The sequence below is a fragment of the Paenarthrobacter sp. CAP02 genome (assembly GCF_040137855.1).
Taxonomy (GTDB): Bacteria; Actinomycetota; Actinomycetes; order Actinomycetales; family Micrococcaceae; genus Arthrobacter.
The window spans coordinates 57577-75704 of sequence record NZ_JBEEII010000015.1 but is presented as its reverse complement, the minus strand read 5'-3'; the positions used below and the strand labels follow the sequence as shown (position 1 = coordinate 75704).

At 65.3% G+C, this 18128-nt stretch carries 23 protein-coding genes; 7 read left to right on the top strand and 16 right to left on the bottom strand.

Going from position 1 to position 18128, the window contains the following annotated elements; translation table 11 throughout:
* Window position 1 precedes the first annotated feature (1 nt).
* The 9 genes from ABHM97_RS20060 to ABHM97_RS20020 form a co-directional block, all read right to left on the bottom strand.
* Entirely contained in the window at window positions 2-427 is a 426-nt protein-coding gene (locus ABHM97_RS20060) for a flagellar FliJ family protein (RefSeq protein ID WP_349471989.1), read from the bottom strand.
* On the bottom strand, window positions 424-1761 hold the full coding sequence (locus ABHM97_RS20055; RefSeq protein WP_349471988.1) for a FliI/YscN family ATPase: 1338 nt from the start codon (window positions 1759-1761) through the stop codon (window positions 424-426). The genes ABHM97_RS20060 and ABHM97_RS20055 overlap by 4 nt, the downstream gene beginning before the upstream one ends.
* Window positions 1758-2375, bottom strand: coding sequence for a FliH/SctL family protein (locus ABHM97_RS20050; protein ID WP_349471987.1), 618 nt, complete (start codon window positions 2373-2375; stop codon window positions 1758-1760). The genes ABHM97_RS20055 and ABHM97_RS20050 overlap by 4 nt, the downstream gene beginning before the upstream one ends.
* Complete coding sequence (fliG, locus tag ABHM97_RS20045; RefSeq protein WP_235518867.1) at window positions 2365-3393, bottom strand: flagellar motor switch protein FliG; 1029 nt, start codon at window positions 3391-3393, stop codon at window positions 2365-2367. Before fliG ends, ABHM97_RS20050 begins: the two co-directional genes overlap by 11 nt.
* Window positions 3390-5024: a flagellar basal-body MS-ring/collar protein FliF gene (fliF, locus tag ABHM97_RS20040; protein WP_349471986.1), complete on the bottom strand. Its 1635-nt coding sequence runs from the start codon at window positions 5022-5024 to the stop codon at window positions 3390-3392. Before fliF ends, fliG begins: the two co-directional genes overlap by 4 nt.
* Window positions 5024-5323 (bottom strand): flagellar hook-basal body complex protein FliE, encoded by a 300-nt coding sequence (fliE, locus tag ABHM97_RS20035; RefSeq protein ID WP_235518865.1) that lies wholly within the window; start codon window positions 5321-5323, stop codon window positions 5024-5026. Before fliE ends, fliF begins: the two co-directional genes overlap by 1 nt.
* Complete coding sequence (locus ABHM97_RS20030) at window positions 5323-5715, bottom strand: flagellar basal body rod protein FlgC (RefSeq protein WP_235518861.1); 393 nt, start codon at window positions 5713-5715, stop codon at window positions 5323-5325. The genes fliE and ABHM97_RS20030 overlap by 1 nt, the downstream gene beginning before the upstream one ends.
* Window positions 5715-6056, bottom strand: a complete 342-nt coding sequence (locus tag ABHM97_RS20025; RefSeq protein WP_349471985.1) for a flagellar basal body rod protein FlgB — start codon at window positions 6054-6056, stop codon at window positions 5715-5717. Before ABHM97_RS20025 ends, ABHM97_RS20030 begins: the two co-directional genes overlap by 1 nt.
* A 205-nt stretch (window positions 6057-6261) precedes the next feature.
* A complete protein-coding gene (locus ABHM97_RS20020) occupies window positions 6262-6921 on the bottom strand; it encodes a cyclodeaminase/cyclohydrolase family protein (protein ID WP_349471984.1) in 660 nt (219 codons plus the stop codon).
* A gap of 90 nt (window positions 6922-7011) precedes the next feature.
* Here ABHM97_RS20020 and ABHM97_RS20015 point away from each other — a divergent pair, with 90 nt between their 5' ends.
* Window positions 7012-8238, top strand: coding sequence for an amidohydrolase (locus ABHM97_RS20015; RefSeq protein ID WP_349471983.1), 1227 nt, complete (start codon window positions 7012-7014; stop codon window positions 8236-8238).
* 1 nt (window position 8239) lies between these two features.
* On the opposite strand, the gene ABHM97_RS20010 is transcribed toward ABHM97_RS20015, so the two are convergent.
* The 4 genes from ABHM97_RS20010 to ABHM97_RS19995 all read right to left on the bottom strand — a co-directional run bounded on the left by ABHM97_RS20010 (window position 8240) and on the right by ABHM97_RS19995 (window position 11301).
* A complete protein-coding gene (locus ABHM97_RS20010; protein ID WP_349471982.1) occupies window positions 8240-8524 on the bottom strand; it encodes a hypothetical protein in 285 nt (94 codons plus the stop codon).
* Window positions 8511-8969 (bottom strand): flagellar export chaperone FliS, encoded by a 459-nt coding sequence (fliS, locus tag ABHM97_RS20005; protein WP_349471981.1) that lies wholly within the window; start codon window positions 8967-8969, stop codon window positions 8511-8513. The genes ABHM97_RS20010 and fliS overlap by 14 nt, the downstream gene beginning before the upstream one ends.
* Window positions 8966-10348 carry a flagellar filament capping protein FliD gene (gene fliD / locus ABHM97_RS20000; RefSeq protein WP_349471980.1) on the bottom strand — a complete coding sequence of 461 codons (1383 nt, stop codon included), beginning with the start codon at window positions 10346-10348 and terminating at the stop codon, window positions 8966-8968. Before fliD ends, fliS begins: the two co-directional genes overlap by 4 nt.
* Before the next feature lie 107 nt (window positions 10349-10455).
* Window positions 10456-11301 (bottom strand): flagellin N-terminal helical domain-containing protein, encoded by an 846-nt coding sequence (locus ABHM97_RS19995; RefSeq protein ID WP_235519712.1) that lies wholly within the window; start codon window positions 11299-11301, stop codon window positions 10456-10458.
* A gap of 229 nt (window positions 11302-11530) precedes the next feature.
* Here ABHM97_RS19995 and ABHM97_RS19990 point away from each other — a divergent pair, with 229 nt between their 5' ends.
* From ABHM97_RS19990 to ABHM97_RS19975, 4 genes are read left to right on the top strand one after another with little or no spacing between them, the layout of a single operon-like run.
* Window positions 11531-12013, top strand: coding sequence for a flagellar protein FlgN (locus ABHM97_RS19990; protein WP_349471979.1), 483 nt, complete (start codon window positions 11531-11533; stop codon window positions 12011-12013).
* A gap of 30 nt (window positions 12014-12043) precedes the next feature.
* Window positions 12044-13477, top strand: a complete 1434-nt coding sequence (gene flgK / locus ABHM97_RS19985) for a flagellar hook-associated protein FlgK (protein WP_349471978.1) — start codon at window positions 12044-12046, stop codon at window positions 13475-13477.
* 3 nt (window positions 13478-13480) lie between these two features.
* Window positions 13481-14368, top strand: a complete 888-nt coding sequence (gene flgL, locus ABHM97_RS19980; protein ID WP_349471977.1) for a flagellar hook-associated protein FlgL — start codon at window positions 13481-13483, stop codon at window positions 14366-14368.
* A complete protein-coding gene (locus ABHM97_RS19975) occupies window positions 14365-14748 on the top strand; it encodes a flagellar assembly protein FliW (protein ID WP_235518842.1) in 384 nt (127 codons plus the stop codon). Before flgL ends, ABHM97_RS19975 begins: the two co-directional genes overlap by 4 nt.
* Window positions 14749-14871: 123 nt before the next feature.
* Here ABHM97_RS19975 and ABHM97_RS19970 read toward each other — a convergent pair whose 3' ends face one another.
* Window positions 14872-15087 carry a hypothetical protein gene (locus tag ABHM97_RS19970; RefSeq protein ID WP_349471976.1) on the bottom strand — a complete coding sequence of 72 codons (216 nt, stop codon included), beginning with the start codon at window positions 15085-15087 and terminating at the stop codon, window positions 14872-14874.
* 67 nt (window positions 15088-15154) lie between these two features.
* Window positions 15155-16150, bottom strand: coding sequence for an NAD(P)/FAD-dependent oxidoreductase (locus ABHM97_RS19965; RefSeq protein WP_349472001.1), 996 nt, complete (start codon window positions 16148-16150; stop codon window positions 15155-15157).
* A 122-nt stretch (window positions 16151-16272) separates the two neighbouring features.
* Here ABHM97_RS19965 and ABHM97_RS19960 point away from each other — a divergent pair, with 122 nt between their 5' ends.
* Window positions 16273-16860 carry a helix-turn-helix domain-containing protein gene (locus tag ABHM97_RS19960; RefSeq protein WP_284985889.1) on the top strand — a complete coding sequence of 196 codons (588 nt, stop codon included), beginning with the start codon at window positions 16273-16275 and terminating at the stop codon, window positions 16858-16860.
* Here ABHM97_RS19960 and ABHM97_RS19955 read toward each other — a convergent pair.
* The gene (locus tag ABHM97_RS19955; protein WP_235518839.1) at window positions 16857-17147 is read right to left on the bottom strand and encodes a helix-turn-helix domain-containing protein; all 291 of its coding nucleotides are present in this window, start codon (window positions 17145-17147) and stop codon (window positions 16857-16859) included. The genes ABHM97_RS19960 and ABHM97_RS19955 overlap by 4 nt on opposite strands.
* Before the next feature lie 67 nt (window positions 17148-17214).
* On the opposite strand from ABHM97_RS19955, the gene map reads away from it, so the two are divergent.
* Complete coding sequence (map, locus tag ABHM97_RS19950; protein WP_349471975.1) at window positions 17215-17994, top strand: type I methionyl aminopeptidase; 780 nt, start codon at window positions 17215-17217, stop codon at window positions 17992-17994.
* Window positions 17995-18128: the final 134 nt, after the last annotated feature.

The window sequence follows — 18128 nt, the reverse complement described above, 5'->3', positions numbered from 1 at the left end:
CTCACGGGGTGGCCTTCCTGTGCCAAGCGGTGGATGCGATCTCGTCCAGGACGCCCTGCTCCGCGTTCAACTGTGCGGCAACGATAGCGGCGTCGTGCCGGGCTTCAAGCTTCTCCAGGCCCACCGCCCTGCGCTTGGCTTCGGTGTAGTCGGCGCGGGCAGCGTCGGCGTCCGCCTCGGCACTGGCTACCAGGGCGTCAAGTTCGGCCAGCATGCTCTGCGAGGACGCACGGGCCGCGGCGATGGCCAGCAAAGACGCCGAATCCCCTGCGTTCCCGTTCGAATCGGCAAGCACCTCGCGGGCTTCTGCACGCCGGACCCGCAATGACGCCGATCGTGAGTTGGCGGCGGCGAGCCCGCTTTCCGCTGACGTCTGTTCAGCCTGCCGCAGCCTCAACAGCCCGGCAAGGGAGAATTGTCGGTTCACGCTGCTCCTTCAAAGTGTCCAAAGTTGGCTGTGAGCTGGGCCAACGCGTCCCAGGACCCACTGTTGGGCGTCGATTCGCCCATTGGCTGGCGCAGGAACTGGTTGATCGCGTCCTCGTGGTCAAGGGCCGCGTCCACCAGCGGGTTGCTGCCCCGCTGGTACGCGCCGACGTCGATCAGGTCCTGCGCGCCACGCCTCGCCGCCAGGACTCTCCGGAGGGCAACGGCGAGCGCGGTGTGCCCGGCAGGGTTGACCTTGGAGGCAACGCGGGACACCGAACCGAGGACGTCGACGGAGGGAAAGTGCCCTGTGACGGCGAGTTTCCTGTCCAGGACCACGTGTCCGTCCAGGATGGAGCGGGCGGCGTCGGCGATGGGTTCGTTGTGGTCGTCGCCGTCCACCAGAACGGTGTAGATACCGGTGACGGAGCCCGTTTCTGCGGTGCCGGCGCGTTCCAGGAGCCGGGCCAGAACGGAAAAGGTCGACGGCGGGTAGCCGCGTGTCGCTGGCGGCTCACCTGCGGAGAGGCCGATTTCGCGTTGGGCCATGGCCACGCGGGTGAGTGAGTCCATCATGAGCACGACGTCCCTGCCGGCTTCGCGGAAGGACTCGGCGATGCGGGTGGCGGTGACGGCGGCCCGGAGCCGCATGAGGGCGGGTTCGTCGGAGGTGGCAACCACCAACACGGAGCGGGCCAATCCTTCGGCGCCAAGGTCGTCTTCCAGGAATTCGCGGACTTCACGGCCGCGTTCCCCAACGAGGGCGATCACGGAGACTTCGGCGTCGGTGCCTCGGGCCACCATGGACAACAGCGAGGACTTTCCCACGCCGGAGCCGGCGAAGAGCCCCATGCGTTGGCCGCGACCCAGTGTGGTCATCGTGTCGAGGACGCGGACTCCGGTCTGCAGGGGCGTGTCGATCCGGGCCCGGCTCATGGCATTCGGCGCTTCCTGATCCAACGGAACCATCCGGGACGGTGGAAGTGGCCCCTTGCCGTCGATGGGCCGGCCCAGCGCATCGAGCACCCGTCCGAACAGCCCGGCGCCGGTGGGGACGAGCATGGGAGACCCCGCGGCCCGTGCGGGTGTTCCTGCCGCGACGCCGGTCAACCGGCCCAGGGGCATGCACCGCAGCGTGCCACCCACTGAGGCGACCACTTCGGCGTCGAGCGTTTCCGTTCCAGAGCCGACCGTCACCAGCTCCCCCACTGCGCAGTGGAGCCCGGCGACGTCCAATCCCAGTCCGAGCACGGAGGTCACGGTGCCCACGCGTTGCGGGGCGGCGGCGGCCAGTGCTGCACGGAAACTGTGCGCGTGGGGGCGGGACGCGGTCACTGGCGGACCTCGAGCAGGGCTCGCCGGGCCCGCTCCAATGCGGTACCGATCTGGGCGTCAATCCATCCGTTCGGGTACTCGCCGATGGCGTCGCCGGGCCTGAGCGTGGCATCGGCTTTCAGCTCCACACCGGCAATTTCGTCAACACCCGAGGCCTGGAGGGCTGCGATGTCGTGTGGGTGGAGGCGCACTGCGGTGACGTGTTCGACGCCGGTGCTGCCGCCGGCTCCCAGCGCACGGTTCAGTGCCGCCCGGGCCGTGTCCGCGCCGTGGGCGAGCTCGTATCCGAGGATTGCCTCGGCCAGTTCCACCGCGCTGGCCGCCAGCACGTCCTGCATCTCGTCCAAGGTGACTTCCTGGCGCTGCTGGGCCGCTTGTGCTGCAGCCTGCAGGACCTGTGCGGAACGGGCCAGGGAGGACCTGCCGGCGTCGAGCATTTCCTGGTGCTCGGCCCGCAAGCGCTGCTGGAGCTCGCGGTGCTCGGCTGCGGCGGCTTGCATACCGGCGGCATAGCCGGCCGCATGGCCTTGGACGAAGCCGCGATCGACGTCATCGGAACGGTCGGTGGTGCCAACCGGCGGGAAGGTGATGCGGGTGAAGTTCTCAGTAGACAAAGTCGTCCTCGTCCCCGCGACGGACCACGATCGCGCCTTCGGCTTCGAGTTCGCGGATGGAGCGGACGATCTCCGCGCGGGCTTCCTCCACTTGCGAGGCACGAACCGGACCGGAGGCGGCCATCTCGGCTTCGAGGATTTCCAGGTTGCGGCCGGACACGTTGGCCCGGACGGTATCCAGAACCACGGCCGGGGCGCCCTTCATGGCTACTGCCAGGACGTCGGCGCTGACTCCGCGGAGGATCCGTTGGATGTCCCGCGGTTCCAGCTTCACGATGTCCACGAAGGTGAGCATCCGTGCCCGGACCTCGGTGGCGAGCTCGGGATCCAGCGTGCCCAGGCCGTCCAGGACGGAGCGTTCGGTGGTGATGTCGGACCGGTTGATGATGTCCACCAGCGGTTGGATACCGCCAACGATTTCGTTTGACTTCCGCTGCGACATGACAGCGCCGGCCCTGGCTTTGAGGGTTTCAGCCACGATCCCAACGGCTTCGGGTGATGCTGAGCCCATGGTGGCGATGCTGCGGGCAACATCGATGCGCTGGGTGTCGCCGAGGCCCGCCATGACGGCGGAGGCCTTCCCCGGCCGCAGGTGGGCGAGGATCAGTGCGATGGTTTGCGGGAGTTCGCCGTCGATCAGGGCCAGGATTTGCCCGGGATCCATCATTTCCAGGAACTCGAACGACTTACCGGCCATGGTGGACGCGAGCCGGTCCATGAAGCCTGCGGCTTTGTCCGCGCCGAAGGATGCTTCCAGGAGCCCGACGGCGAATTCCTGGCCACCGCGGGCAGTGCGGCGCCCGCTGACGGCCAGGCCGTGGAATTCGTTGATGACGTGGTCGGCGACCACCGAGGACACACGGCGGAGCCGAACGATTTCGGCCGCGATGTCTTCGGCTTCGGATTCGGAGAATTGGGCCATGACGGCTGCCGCGCTGGACGGGTTCATTTGCATGAGCACAACTGCCACTTTTTGCACCCCGCTCAGGGCTGAGGCTTCCGGGACCATCTGGCTCATACGGACTGCCTGTCATCCATGAGCCCGCGCAGGTACTCGGCCGTGCGTGCCGGGTTGTCAGCCACCATGGCTTCGATTTGGGCGCGCTTCAGTTCGCCGTCGAGGGCCTCGGAGCCTGGCAACGGCAGCGCCGGGGTGGGCTGGACCGGGGCTTGGGGCTGGATGGAGGTCAGTTCGATCGCTGTGGTCGGCGGGCCGGTGAGGGCCGGCGTCTGAAGGGCTTCGGGGAGGGCGTCGTAATCCATCTGCTCGCCCAGGTCCACAGGCTCGCGGCGTTGGCGGCGTTTGAGGGTAATGAGCACAACCACGATCAGGGCAATGGCCGCCAGCATGATGCTGCCTGCCAGGATGAGGGTGTTCATCAGGGCTGCATCCTTGGCAGCGGCAGCGTCGGCTTTCGCCGCCCCGAGTGCTTGGGCGGCTTTGTCGGCGGCAGCGGTGCTGAATGGCAGCACCTCCACAGTGACCACGTCACCCCGTCCGGCATCGATCCCTGCCGCTGAGGTGACCAGTGCGCGCACCGAGTCCACGTTGACCCCTCCAGCTGCGGCCTGATTGATCGCTACAGAGATGGTCTGGCGCTTCACGGCGCCCTGCGGGATGGTCCGGTCCTCGGTGACCTTGTTGACGGCGTTGTTCTTGGTGGTGTCGCTGGAATCGTAGGATCCGTTGGCGTTGGAGCCACCAGGCACTGCGATGTTGTCCGGGCCGAGGACGCCCGCCGCGCCGCCACCGGTGCCGGTGTACTTTTCGGTTTTCGTGGACTCGCTGAGCGCCGGAGTGTTGGCCGCGGGCGCGAACGTTTCGCTGCGCTGCTGGGCGGACTCGGCGGTGACGTCCGCTGCGACGGCGACGGTTGCGTTGCCGGGGCCTACGACGCTGTCCAGGACTGCCCGGACTGCATCCGAGGTTCGTTGCTGGTAGTCGGTTGCCTGCTTGGAAGAGGAACCGGTGGCTCCCCCGCCCACAGTGGACAGGACGTTGCCTTGGGAATCGACCACGGAGACGTTGGTGGGTTTGAGGTTCTCGATGGCTGCCGAGGTCAGGTGCACAATGGCCTGCACCTTGTCAGCGGACAAGGTGGTGCCGGGCTGGGTCTCAACGAACACCGACGCTGTGGCCTCAGGGGTGGTGTCCACGAACACGGACTTCTCGGGAATGGCGAGCCGGACCGCTGCGCTCTTCACGCCGTCCATCGCCTGCACCGTGGTGCTCAGTTCGCCCTCCAGCGCCCTTTTGTAAGTGACGGATTGCTGGAATTCGGAGGATGTGACACCCAACTTATCCAGCAGCGAGTATCCGGTGGCAGCAGCGGACGGGAGCCCGGCCGCAGCCGCCTTCAGCCGTTCGTCGTACACCTTGTCCTCCGGGACCAGGATGGTGGAACCGCCGTTGCTGAGCTCGTAGGGGATGTTGTCTTTCCGGAGCTGCTCCACGATGCTGTTGGCGTCGGTGTCTTTCAAACCGGAGAACAGTGGTGAGTAGGCGGGCTTTCCCAACCATGCCGTCAACGCGACGCCACCGAGCACCAGCACGGCCACGCCCAGGATGGCGAGGGTGCGCTGGGCGGGGCTGAACGCCTGGACCCCGCTACCGAGCTTACGGAAAAACTGGGAAATCGCCGGTGGCATCAGGCCTGCATCCTCATGATCTCGTTGAACGCGTCAATACCCTTGTTCCGGACAGCGGCCACCAGTTCAAAGGTCACCTGCGCACGGGTGGACGCAAGGGTCGCTTTGTGGATGTCGTCCAGGTTGCCGGTCACCGCAGATACGGCCAGTTCCTTGGATGTCGATTGCAGGGACTGCAAATTGTCGACGGCGCCCGTCAGTGCGGCTCCGAAGTCGCCGCCGGTGGTGGCTGGCGCTGCCGGGCTTACGTAGCCGGTTCCGCTGACGCCTTGGACCGCTGTTATTGGGCCGATGGCCATCAGGATTTTCCTATCTCAAGGGCCGCCAGGTAAGTTTCGCGCGCGCGGTCAACCACTTGGGCGTTGGCCTGGTAGCCGCGCTGGGCGATGATCAACGTGCCCATCTGCTCGGCCATGTCGATGTCCGGGTAGCGGACGTTGCCGTTGGCGTCGGCCAAGGGGTGGTCAGGTTGGTAGACAATCCGCCCTTCGCCATTTCCCAGCGGTGTGCTCTTGACGTACACGCCGTCGCCGTTGTTGCCCTCGGCGGCCTCGATGTAGCGTGCCCGGAAAACCTGCCCGTCGGTCCTGGACGCGTTGTTCATGTTGGCCAGGTTGTCGGAGACTGCATCGAGCCATTTGCGGTGTACCGTCAGTGCGGAACCGGCGATTCCGATTGCGTCAAACGTCATCAGTTGGTCCTCAGTGCGGTGCGGAGGGACGTGAATTCGCCGGTTGCTGCCCTTGAAGCGAATTGGTAGCGCAGCACTGTGTCAATGTTTGAAAGGGTTTCCGTGTCCAGGTTGACGTTGTTGCCGTCGGTCCGGGTGGGCTCATCGGACGGGCTGATGGACGCTTTGACGTTGCCGTCCCCGGAACGTACCGAAGCGGCCAGCTGGTCTTCGAAGGACACCCTTTTGGCCTGGTAGTTGGGCGTGTTGACGTTCGCGATGTTGTTGGCGATGGTCCGCTGGCGCAAGGCGAGCGCGTCCAGGGCGCTGGCCATGGCGACGGAAGTCACGGATTCAAGCACAAAGTCCTCACCTGCTGGTGTCCTAAGGCCAATCCGTGGCCATGCATCGAGCGATCCCTGCTCAGCAACAGTTATCGGCAGCGCCCGCGAACCCGTTAGGAAAACAGGTCCACAAAATTTGGCACGCTCGGTGCGCAGTTCCAGATCCAACGTTGTGGGGCCCGTTCTGCGTGCCTTTGCGCTGAAATGGGGCGTAGACCGGGCCTCAAACGCCGTCCGTCGGTGCCGCTTTCCCGTCCACGCTTGCCGTCAGTTCGTCGATCCGGTCCAAGGCTTCGCTGAGCCGGCTGACCGTGTCCCACAGCCTGGGGTGCTGCTCCCGGACTTCCTCGAGTTCGGCACCTGCCGACGTGAGCGAACCGAGGTCGAAGCTGACATTGGTCCTTGCCCCGGCAATCGCAGCCCTGAGCGCCCCGAACGCCACCACGACGTCGGCGATGAGCGCCGGATTTCCGTGCGAAGCCAGCCAGCCAAGGTCCTCGATGGCGTCCATGGCTTTCCCGCCCAGGACGGCGGATGCTTTGGCCGCATCAACCGATGCCCGGTGGATGGCGTCGTCGCGTTCCGGTCCTGGATCCAAGCGGAAGGCAGCGCCGAACGCCTTGGATGCGGCAGCGTCGTCGTCGGCCAGCCGCAGTGCGGTCCGACGCAGTTCCTTCGCCCGCCTTTGCAGCGCCGCCAACTCGGACTCCTGCTCCCCCTCAGCCTCCGTATACCCGGCCACCATCGAGGTCAGCGAGGCAGCGATGGCCAGCATCACCCCGGTCCCGGCACCGCCGCCAGGCGAGCCTGTTGATTCGGCGAGGGCTTCCGTCCACGCTTCCACAGTGGCTGCCTGAGTTGTCACTGACCCGGAATCATTCATTGCACCAGTCTGCCCTCTGGCTTCCCAGCAAGTGCGGATTTCGCGTCGATACACTGGCCGTACCGACGACGTCGAAAGAAGGGCAAACCCATGACCATTGACCTCGAAGAGCTGTACAAAGACCTGCACACGAATCCTGAACTCTCGTTCCAGGAAGTCCGGACCGCAGGGATCGCCGCGCAACACCTCCAGGACCTTGGCTTCACCGTGCACCGCAACGTGGGAAAAACCGGCGTTGTGGGTGTGCTGGAGAACGGCCCCGGCCCGGTGGTCATGCTGCGCGCGGACATGGACGCTCTTCCCGTCAAGGAAGCCACCGGCCTGGACTACGCAAGCTCGGCCGCCGGCGTCGATCATGAAGGCAAGGACGTTCCCGTCATGCACGCTTGCGGGCACGACGTGCACGTGACCTGCCTGGTGGGGGCCGTTGAATCGTTGGCCGGGCAGCGCCAGGAATGGCAAGGCACCCTGATTGCTGTGTTCCAGCCTGCCGAGGAATGGGGTGGCGGCGCCCAGACCATGGTCAAGGACGGCCTCTACGACCGCGTCCCGAAGCCCGATGTGGTCCTCGGCCAGCACGTTGCGCCCTTCCCGGCAGGCTGGTTTGGGGTGCGCTCCGGTGTCACCATGGCCTCCGCCGACTCCTTGAACGTGGTGCTGCACGGACGCGGCGGCCACGGTTCCCGACCCGAAACCACCGTTGATCCTGTCCTCATGGCAGCGTCGGCCACTGTCCGCCTGCAGGGCATCGTGTCCCGGGAGCTCGCTGCCAGCGATTCGGCGGTGGTGACGGTGGGACAAATCCATGCCGGAACCAAGAACAACATCATTCCCGAGACCGCGAGCCTTGGACTCAGCGTGCGTTCCTTCAGCAACGCAACCCGGGACAAGGTCCTGGGTTCCATCGAACGGATTGTCCAGAGCGAAGCAACCGCTTCCGGTGCTGCCAAGGAGCCGGAGTTCCACTACGAAGAGCACTTCCCCCTGACGGTCAACGATGAATCGGCCACGGCTAAGGTAAGGGCTGCGTTCCAGGCGACCTTCGGCGAGGGTCACATCATCGATCCGGGTCCGGTGTCTGGCAGCGAAGACGTGGGAGCGTTGGCCAAGGCTGCGGATGCCCCCTTGGTCTTCTGGTTCCTGGGCGGAGCCGATCCTGCGCTCTTCCAGGAGTACGCCACGACGGGTCGATTGCCGGAGGACATCCCGTCCAACCACTCCCCCTATTTCGCGCCGGTGATCCAGCCAACCCTGCAGCGCGGAACGGAAGCACTGGTCACCGCGGCCCGCGAATTCCTGGGGTCCTCCGCCAGCTAAGTCAGCCGCGCACGTCGAGCAGCAGGGGCCTGTCCGACGCCGACCCCGAAGGAACGGCGTCGATGGCACCCAACTGCGTGCCGGCGTCGTGCTTCAACCGCGAAAGGATAGCGACCGCGTCCGCCTGTGCATCAAGGACCCGGCGGGCGCGCTCGGCCAAGGCGGCGGGCAAGGGTCCCGCGTCGGTCGGCGGCGCCCACGGCCCTGCGGGACCGCCCGAAACGGCACGGGCAATGTCGTGTTCAAAACCGTCCAGGATCGCGGACCAGGCCTCAAGCGACCCCAAGAGCCCTGCCCGACGCAGCAACGGATCCCGCAACGGACCCAGCAACGGATCCAGCCGGGGTGTCAGCCGACAAGGCAGCCGAGGCCTCGTGCCAGCCCTGGCGCAGCGGCTCCAGAAGCCCGATGCACTCCTTGGTCCGTTCCACGTCCCGGTAAATGTTGGCGCCGATCAGGGCTTCCATGGAGTAGTCGTAGATGCTCGCGAGCGAGGCCGCGCCATCCCACGCGTCGGTCCGCAGGGTGGAGCGCAGCTCAGCCACGATCGCCTGGGCGTGCAACAGGTTCTCCCTGGCAGTGTCCCAATTGCTGCTTTCCTGCGCCAGTTGGGCGCGTTTGAGGTCCAGCAGGAGCCGGTCGTAAAGCATGGTGAGCAGACGCGCCGGGGGTGCCGAAAGGACGGCGTCGTCGTTGTACCGGGAAAGTTGCTGGGCGCGGAGAGTCATCATGCTCCTGAGGACTGCTTGGAGAGGCTGGAAATTTGGCCGGACAACCAGGCCGACTGGGACTGGAGGCCGCCGAGCAGCACCTCCATGTTCGTATAAACGGATTGGAGGGTGGCCCGGCGGGTAATGAGGCGCTGATCCCAGTCCGCGATCCTGTTGCCGAGGTCGCGCACTTCGGATTCGCGGCCTTTGATCAGCCCGGACACTGCGCCCGTGTACGGATCAGACGCGGCGGTGGCTGCCTCGGCGAGCCTGGCTGCCAACCCCTGGACGGCGGCTTGCGTGGCGGCGGGGTCTGCGTCGAGTGATTTCGCGAACTTGTCGGCGTCGAAGGTGAAGTCGCCGGCCTTGGTGATGTTGATTCCGTACTCGGAGGGCGACTTCCCATCGATGGGCCGGGACAGTGCTGTGAGTACTTGGTCGTTGACGGCCCGGACAGTGCTGTTGCCGGTGAAAATTCCGGCTTTGGTCACTGTGGCGCCCTTGGTGTCCGTGGTTTTGGACACCGAAGAGTAGATGGCGATGAACCCCAGAACGTCGTTGACGGACTTGACCAGGTCCTCGGCCTTCTTGGTGATTCCGGGAACGTCGCTGGCCACGGTCACCGTTACCGGTCCCGTGGTCACAGCCGAGGCCGTGATGGAGACGCCGGGAAGGACATCCTCAAAAGTATTGGTAGCGGAGGTAAGGACCTGCGCGGCGGGCGTGCCGGCATACAGCGTCGCTTTCGCGTCCTGGGCGGACTTCACGACGGCGGCAGTCGGCTCCGTCATCAGGTCCACCGCGGTGCCGTCCCCCACTTGCGCGGCCGTTCCCCGGTAGGCGGTAAAAGCACCTGCAGCCCCCGCCGTGGTAGCAGTGAGCTGCAGCCGGTAACTGCCGTTGCCGGCCGGAACCTTCACGGCGTGTGCGCCCGCTGATGCTGCGTTGATCGCCGAAACCACGTCATCCAAGGAAGTCCCTGAGGGAGCAATCTCGGTCTTCTTACCCGTGGAATCGACGATCGTCAGCCGTTCAGGCACCCCGGCGTTGGACGGCCAGGCGGACATGGCCGCCGTGACGTTGACCTGCGTTTGGGCCAACTGCGTCACGGTCAGGTCGATCGATCCGGCGGTGGCCGCCGTCGTGGTTTTCGCGGTGATGGCCGGTGAACTGCTGGTTGCGGTGAACAGGTTCAGGGCACCGGCAGCCGTCCCGGCAACGGCGAGGTCCTTCAGCGCGGTGAGTTTGGTGTTAAAGGACTGCAGCGTGGAAATGATGGTCTGGTTGGACGCCAGCTTGGTCTTGAGCTGGGTCTGCGGCAGGGCTTCGACGGACATCAACGAGTTGATGATGTCCGTGGTCTTAAGGCCGCTGACAAGGCCGTCGATAGCTGTTCCCACGCGGGTCCCTTCCGGAAGGCTCGTAAAGCAAAGGTGTCCGACGACGGCCGGCCAGGATGGGGCCTGGCTGGCCGCCGTCAGCTCATGCGGCTAAATGCTGTGAAGGCTTAGCGCAGGAGGGACAGGACACCCTGGCCGGACTGGTTTGCCTGGGCCAGCATTGCGGTGCCGGCCTGGGACAGGATGTTGGCCTTGGTGTACTTGACCATTTCCGCGGCCATGTCCGTGTCAGCGATGCGGGACTGTGCTGCCTGCAGGTTTTCACCGGAGACGGTCAGGGTCTTGATCGCGTGGTCCAGACGGTTCTGGTTGGCGCCAAGGTCCGAACGCTGTGCGGAGACCGTGGTGATCGCTGCGTCGATAGCGGTGATCGTGGTCTGTGCAGCACCGTTGGTGCTGACGTCGAAGCCGGTGGCTCCCGCGATGCCGTCTGCCGAGGACAGGGTGCCCGTAGCCGTTGCGACGTTACCCAGAGTCACGGCAATGGTGTCATTGGCCGTTCCTGCAGTGCCCACCTGGATGTTCTTGGAACCGCCCTGGAGCAGGTTGATCCCGTTGAAGTTGGTGGACTGCGTGATGCGGTACAGTTCCTTGCCCAGCGAGTCAGCTTCCTTCTGGATGGCCGCCCGGGCGTCACCGTTGTTGGTGTCTGATGCACCCTGGACTGCGAGGTCGCGCATGCGCTGCAGAACGGAGTGGACCTCGCTAAGGGCACCTTCAGTGGTCTGGATCAGGCTGATGCCGTCCTGGGCGTTGCGGGCGGCAACCGTGGAGCCGGTGACCTGGGACTTGAGGCCTTCCGAGATGGCAAGGCCAGCTGCGTCGTCTGCAGCACGGTTGATGCGCAGGCCGCTGGAAAGCTTTTCCATCGACTTGGACAGGTTGTCCTGGGTGGCGTTCAGGTTGCGGTACGCGTTGTTCGCCATCAGGTTGTTATTGATCTGCATGCCCATGTTGGTTTCCTCCATGATGTGGACTTACTGTGCAACAGCCCATCCGTGGGCCGTCACACAGCACTATCGACTGGCCATCGCGGGCCCGTTAGGAAAAATCCGAAGGAAAGATTCAGGGACCTTCCCGCCTAACCCCTGCCAGCCGGCGGCCGATAACTAATGGGGAGTTGGCGGGAGGTACGCCATCACAACCGCACCCGATACCGACCAGAACTGGAGTTGACCACCTGTGGCCATCCATGAACTGTCAGCACTGCTGTGGCGCGAGCGCGAACTTCTCGATCTCCTGACCTTCAAGCTCGAAGAAGAACAGTTGCTCCTGACAGCAGGCAAGTCCCGTTGGCTGCCCCACGGGACAAGGGAAGTGGAGCAGGTCCTGGAGCGCGTTTCCCAGGCTGGCCTGGCCCGCACGGTGGAGATCGCCGCGGTTGCTGCGCAATGGGGCGTATCCCCGGATTGTTCCTTGGCTGAGCTCGCCGCAGCCGCGCCGGAGCCCGCGTGGGCCGAGGTCCTCACCTCCCACGTCACCGCGATGCGCCAGCAGGCAGCGGCCATCAAGGAACTCCGCGACGCCAATGAGCAGTTCCTGCGTGCCGCCGTCCGTTCCACCCAGGAAACACTCGCCGACCTGAAACCCGCGGCGGGAACCTACGACTCCCACGGCCGGACCGGGGACCAATCGGCCGCGCACCTGGTCGACCGGCAATTCTGACCGCCCACCCAGCGAAAAGGACATCTTCACGTGAGCACTTTCGGCGGACTCAACACGGCCTACCGTGGCCTCACCGCAGCGCAGCAGGCCATCAATCTGGCAGGCCAGAACATCGCCAACGCCACAACCCCCGGCTACACCCGTCAACGGCTGGACCTGTCGGCCATCGGCGCACCCGTCCCGGTTGGGCTGAACCCGGCCACGGGCCAGGCCGGCCAGGGCGTCTCGGTGGACGGTATCGCCCGGCTCGGCAGCAGCTTCCTGGACGCCGGGGTTCGCAGGACCGGGGCCCAGTCCGGTTTCGCGGGGATCCGGTCCACGGAACTCCAGCGCCTCGAAGATGCACTGCAGGAACCCGGCCCCCACGGGATTTCGACGGCGTTGCACACCTTTTGGGCGTCATGGCAGGGGGTTTCCAACCACCCGGGCGAATCCGCTCCGGCGTCGGTCTTGCTCGAAGCGGCCGCCACCCTTAGCGAAACCGTCTCAGCTGGTTACAAAGCGCTCGACGCCCAGTGGAGCCGGGTCCGTGGAGAAACCTCTGCCACTGTGGACGACCTGAACGCCACCGCAGGCAAGGTGGCCGAATTGAACGCCACCATCCGCTCGGTCCTGGCCTCCGGGGGTTCCGCGAACGAACTTATCGACACGAGGAACCAGATGACCGAGGCCATAGCCACGCTGGCAGGTGGCACCGTCCGCGAGAATCCGGACGGCACCGCGGACGTCTTCGTCGGAGGCAACGCATTGGTGTCCGGGACCTCGCACCGCGCATTGACGCTGGCCGGACAAACCTCCATGGGCGGCCCCGGACAGCCGGTGCAGCTGGAGTGGGCGGACCGTGCCGGCCTGGCGGTAAACCTCGACGGCGGCCAACTCGCCGGAGCTGTCTCGCTCCTGGCTCCCGCGGCGCCGGGAAGCAAGGGAGCCGGAACAGGAGGCCCGATCGCCGAAGCTGCAGAGGCTTACAACGCCTTCGCCACCCAACTGATGAACGACGTCAACGCAATCCACCGGACGGGCCAGACCTCCACGGGTGCCGGCAGCCTGGACTTCTTCACCAGTACGGCCGGCGTCCCGGTGGCGCTGTCGCTGCGCGTGGTTCCCACCAATGCCGCGGGAATCGCGACCGGCGCACCCGATGCCGGCTCCTTGGACGGCAGCATCGCGGATGCGGTGGCCCAAATCGGTTCGAAGCCGGGCGCGCCTGACACCTTCTGGAATGGAGTGGTGGCAGGCATTGGGATGGCCTCCAAATCAGCCCAGCAGCATTCACAACTGGCAGACGCGGCGAGTGTCGCCGCCGTCGGGCAGCGTTCGTCAGCCGCCTCGGTGAGCCTTGATGAGGAGAACGTCGCACTCCTCGCGAGCCAACACGCTTACCAGGCCGCGGCGCGCGTCATGACAGCAATCGACGAAGCCCTGGATGTCCTGATCAACCGCACCGGATTGGTGGGAAGGTAAGCCATGCTCAATCGCGTCACCAACCAGATGATGTCAGCTTCCGCGCAGCGGAATCTCCAGACCGCCCAATCCCGGCTTGCAGAGTTGCAGGAACGGGCCCAGACGCTGAAAAACATCAGCCGCCCATCCGACGACCCCGCCGGTGCCGCCCAAGCCATCGCCATGCGCGCCCAGCTCAGTGCGGCTACGCAGTACGGCTCCAACATCAGCGACGGCAATGGCTGGCTCGCGGCTGCCGATACCGCTTTAGGGCAGTCCACCAACATCCTCAACCGCGTCCGGGACCTCGTCATCCAAGCCTCCAACGGCACCCTCAACAGCAGCGCGAAGGAGGCCATCGCCGTCGAGATCGAAGGCCTGGGCAAGGACCTGCTGACCCAGGCCAACACGCAGTACCTGGGCCGCAACATCTTCGCCGGCAACTCGGACACCGTGGGTGCGTTTACCAACACAACTCCGCCAGCGTTCGTGGGCACGGCCGGCGGGTCCGTGGAACGTCGCGTTGACGCCGCCCGGACTGTGCGCGTGGATTCCGACGGCGGAGCGATCTTCGGCGATGGCGCCGGCTCTGTTTTCGCCCTGGTGAGTGACGTCGTCGCCGACATCCGTTCCGGCGCGGACCCCAATGCCCGGCTGGCCGCGCTCGGCGACCGCATCAAAGCCGTGATCGACGGCCGCTCCGATGTTGGCATGCGGCAAACGCGGCTCGGGCAGGCCCAGGACTCGCTGGAGGGGATGAAGGCTACGCTGGAAACTCAAAGGTCGCGTGTCGAAGACATGGACTTGGGAAAGGCGGTCATGGATTTGAAATTGCAGGAAACCAACTATCAGGTGGCACTTGCCGTCTCGGCCAAGGTGCTCCAGCCGACGCTGATGGACTTCCTCCGATGAGCACGGCACTGGCGTTCGACACCCTGACTTTCGCCTCCCCCATGCCCGGGCTGGAATCGGCCGAGGGGTTCTCGCTGCGCGGCATCGCCGGAGCAGAAGGACTCTACGCCCTGGAAGTGGCTGAGCCGCGCGCCCGGATGTTCGTAGCTGACGCCTCCGTGTATGTCCCCGATTACGAGCCAGCCATTCCCGCGGCGTCGTTGGATGCGCTGGGTCTGGCCAGTGTTGCCAACGCAATGGTCCTGGTAGTGGTCAACCCGGCGTCGGAGAAGACCACCGTGAACCTGATGGCACCACTCCTGGTCAACGCGGAGGGCACGTGCCTCCAAGTGATCCTGGACGGCGCCGTGTATCCGCTCCGGGCAGAGCTGGCACGGTAGGAAGATTCGCGTTCCGGCGGGTTTACGGCGGGTCACGCGCAGCGCCGGTCACGCGCAGCGGAAAGGCGCTGCCGGGCAGCGCCTTTCAGTGGATCGGTTCTTCGGGTCAGTCCAGGACGGCGCCTAGACTTTCTCGCGGATGCGGTCGATCTTCGGTTCGGAAACCTCGAATTCCCTGCGACGGCGGGCCAGGAAAGTCCACAGCGTTCCTTCCGTCCGCGGACGGCTTTCTGCTGCTGCTTCCGTTTCCTTCACTGGCTCAGACGTGTGCGTCTCGGGCTTGCGCGCGGAGTCCTTCTTCGTGCGCCGCTCGAAGTCGTCATAGTACGCGTAGCACATACCCAACCTCCTTCAACGGCTGTCCTTCAATGTTCCTCGCTCTTGGTCTCTGAGTCGACCCTTTTGCTCAGATTCGGACAGCCAACCGGGCGGCTTCCACGGCCAGTGCGGTCTCTTCGAGCATCAGATCCGCGTTGATGGCAGCCGCAGCCATGGAGCCCGAAGCCGCGGAAGCCATCACTTGGCCGGTGAGGTCGGTAACGTTTCCGGCCGCCCACACCCCGGGGACGGAGGTAGCTCCACCGGGCTGGCTCACTTCGACGAGGCGGCCCACCCCCATCGGGTGCTCCACCGTGGAAATACCCAAGGACTCAAGGACGCCGGATCGTGCCTCCACCCGCGGTCCGGCCACGAGGGCGTCCACGGGAACCACCTTGCCGGATTCCAGGACCACGCCGGCCAACGCATCATCGGAAACGTCAAGGGAACGGACCTTGCCCTCAACCACAGTGATGGAACGGGCCGCGAGTTGTTCCCACTGCTCCTCAGTCGGCTCCACAATGTCGTTGAGGAACAGCGTGATGGAGGGGCTCCACTGGCGGAACAGCAGTGTTTGGTGCAAAGCCATGGGGACGGATCCCAGGATGCCGATTGCCCTGTTCCTGACTTCCCATCCATGGCAGTACGGGCAGTGCAGGACGTCCTTGCCCCAGCGCTCACGGATCCCTTCGACGTCGGGCAGGATATCCACGACGCCGGTGGTGACCAGCAAGCGGCGGGCGGCCACTGTACTGCCGTCCGCCAGTTCCACCTCAAAGGCGGGCTGGGCTGCGGTGCCCGGTTCCGCCGTCGTACGCTGTTCCCCGGTTGGGCGCGCCGCTACGGCTTCCCCGCCCACGACGTCGACCCCGTAGTGGATTGCCTCATCCCGCCCCAGACTGAGTAGCTCCGTGGGGTTGATTCCATCGCGGGAGAGGAAGTTGTGTACGCCGGCCGCCGGCGCGTTCCTGGGCTCGCCGGCGTCGATCACCAGAACGGATCGAAGGGCGCGGCCCAAACTTACAGCCGCACTTAACCCAGCTGCGCCACCACCAACAACCACTACGTCGTACTGTCCGGCCATCCGGCTGTTTCCTGTTTCCACTATGCCTCCACGTCATCGGAGCGGCCCTGCGCCGCTCCTTCCATGGTTTGGCACATCATCGTGAACAGCAAAGAAATTTGCCAGTATGGCAAACTGATCCCATGGCTACAGACTTCAGCTCCATGCTCGACGCCGTTGGTCCGCGCCTGAGGGCGATGCGGACGCAGCGTAACGTGACCCTCGCGGAAGCTTCGGAAGCCACGGGCATCTCGGTCAGCACCCTCTCCAGGCTGGAGGGTGGCCAGCGGAAACCCACGCTGGAACTCCTCCTGCCCTTGGCGCGCCTCCATCAGATCCCGCTGGAGGAGCTCATTGACGCTCCGGAAACGGGCGATCCCCGCATCCATCTCAAGCCGCACGTCCACCCCTGGGGCACCGCCCTTCCCCTGACCCGACGACCGGGCGGCATCCAGGCCTTCAAAATGGTGCTCCGAGGTGCCACGGGCAAGGAAACCCCGGAACCCCAGTCACACGAGGGCTACGACTGGATGTACATCCTCAACGGCCGGCTGCGACTGGTCCTGGGCGGGAACGACTTTGTGCTGAAGCCCGGCGAGGTGGCCGAATTCGATACGCGGACGCCACATTGGTTCGCGAGCGCCACCAAGGACCCGGTTGAGCTGCTCACGCTCTTCGGTCAGCAGGGCGAGCGGATGCACGTGCGGGCACGCCCGCAGCGCCAGGGCTAGGACGCGAGCCTTTCGCGTTCGCCGCGACGGACGGTCCCGGGTTCGGGCTGGTTGATCTCGGCCCACACCTCATCCAGTGACAAGCCAAGGACCTCGGCGATTGCGGCCACCGTGGGGAACGCCGGGGTTGCTACCCTTCCGGATTCGATCTTCCTGAGGGTTTCAGGGGAAACTCCTGCATCCAAGGCAGTTTCGAGCATGGACCGCCCTCCCCTGGCGCGTCGCAAAAGGGCGCCGAGACGCTGTCCGCGCTCGGCCTCTGCGGGTGTGAGGGGCAACCTGACCATGGATCCAATTCTAATACCGGGATAATATGGCCGGGATAGTTATTGGTAATCCCGCGAAAGGCCCTCCATGATCGAGATCCTGACCCCCACCGAACTGCTCCGAGCACAGGACTCCGGCGCCCTCGTCGCCAATATCCTGCACACCCTCAAGGGCCGATGCACAGTGGGAACCAACCTCCTGGACATCAACCAGTGGACCAAGGAAATGATCCTCGAAGCGGGGGCGCAGTCCTGCTACGTCGACTACGCACCCTCCTTTGGCCGGGGGCCGTTTGGGCACTACATCTGCACCGGGGTCAATGACGCCGTCCTCCACGGAAAGCCCCACGACTACACCCTGGCCGACGGCGACCTGCTGACCCTCGACCTCGCGGTTTCCCTTCGGGGCATCGCGGCAGACTCCGCGATCAGCTTTATCGTGGGCGACTCGAAGCCCGCCGAAAGCGTGGCGATGATTGAAGCCACCGAGCGGGCGCTTCGTGCGGGGATTGCCGCGGCGCGCCCGGGGGCCCGGATCGGGGACCTCTCCTACGCCATCGGCTCAGTACTCAGCGACGCCGGGTACCCCATCAATGTCGAATTTGGCGGGCACGGCATCGGATCAACCATGCACCAGGACCCGCACGTGCCCAACATGGGCCGCCCCGGGCGAGGATACAAACTGCGCCCCGGCCTGCTGCTTGCACTTGAACCGTGGGTCATGGCGGACACCGCACAGCTCGTCACCGACACCGACGGCTGGACCCTGCGCAGCGTCACCGGCTGCCGCACGGCACACAGCGAGCACACCATCGCCATTACCGCCGACGGTGCGGAAATCCTGACCCTGCCAACCCTCGGCGGCTAACCCGGACGGCCGGGTCGGCGAAGTCACATATGAATGGGATTCATTTGGGCCTTGCGCCGAAGCGTGACACAGGCCATACTAAATGAACGCTATTCATTTAGTGACTGTCGTCTCACCGGAGTACATGCCACCAT